We start from the raw sequence: 1,138 nt of genomic DNA, 5'->3' as shown, positions 1-1,138 counted from the left end.
ATGGTATATCATCAAGCGTCATCCATAGGTGAGCGCTTAAATAATCAGCAGCATGTTCAATCATCACTTGCTACTATGCAGGCTGACATAGATACAGCTTTACGAAAAAAACAAGCAACCAATAATAAGGCCAAAGACACGCTTAGATTAGATATTGTGAGCTCAGATCAGTTGCAGTCAAGATCAGATACTCTAGCGGTTGATAAAATACTGGATGCCGCGCAAATATCACGTGTGATAGAGATGGCATGGGAAGATAGAACGCCTTTTGGCGCTATAGAGCACACTTATGGACTTAGTGAAGCTAATGTTATCAAGTTGATGCGTCAACAGCTAAAACCCTCATCTTTTCGTTTATGGCGTCAACGTGTAACCGGTCGCGCCACTAAGCATGAAGCAAAACGATCTTTTGAAGTAGGCCGTGCCTATTGTAAAACCCAATACAAGCCACGATAGTAGTTTTAAGACAGCAATTTTAAAGTCATCAGTTTTAGAGGTATAGTTTTCAAAGCATAAGCTTTCAAGACATTATTTTTTAGAATAGAAAGTTTATCGGTTTATCTAGCATTAATAATGTTGAGGTAAGCCTTCTCGTTTTTATCAATTTACCAAACTTATCAATTCATCAAAACATTAACTAGGTAGCTCAATTATGATTAGCCCGTCTAAACAATATCTAATCGCCCCTTCAATACTATCTGCTGACTTTGCGCGTTTGGGCGAAGAAGTGGATACTGTCTTAAAAGCGGGAGCCGACGTCATACATTTTGATGTAATGGATAACCATTACGTACCGAACCTGACCTTTGGTAGTATGATTTGTAAGGCGTTGCGTGATTATGGTATTGATGCACCCATTGATGTACATCTGATGGTTAGCCCAGTCGATGGTATGATTGAGCAGTTCTTGGAGGCGGGCGCTAGCGTTATTACTTTTCATCCAGAAGCTAGTGGGCATGTTGATCGCTCCTTGCAACTAATCAAAGATGGCGGCGCGAAATGTGGTTTGGTACTAAACCCGGCTACGCCACTGCATTATTTAGATTATGTGATGGATAAAGTCGACCAAATTTTACTGATGAGCGTCAATCCTGGATTTGGTGGGCAGTCGTTTATTGAAAGCACACTAGATAAGGTG

At 40.7% G+C, this 1,138-nt stretch carries 2 protein-coding genes; both read left to right on the top strand.

The genetic code is table 11. The features are described from left to right. Window positions 1-207: 207 nt before the first annotated feature. Window positions 208-456, top strand: a complete 249-nt coding sequence (locus ACS8FD_RS16020) for a TIGR03643 family protein (protein WP_439262134.1) — start codon at window positions 208-210, stop codon at window positions 454-456. Window positions 457-652: 196 nt separating this feature from the next. Beyond that, window positions 653-1,138: ribulose-phosphate 3-epimerase (gene rpe, locus ACS8FD_RS16015; protein WP_439276576.1), on the top strand; the 486-nt coding region annotated here is incomplete at its 3' end.

Source organism: Psychrobacter sp. 1U2 (assembly GCF_051847575.1).
This window is presented reverse-complemented; position numbering and strand designations above follow the sequence as displayed.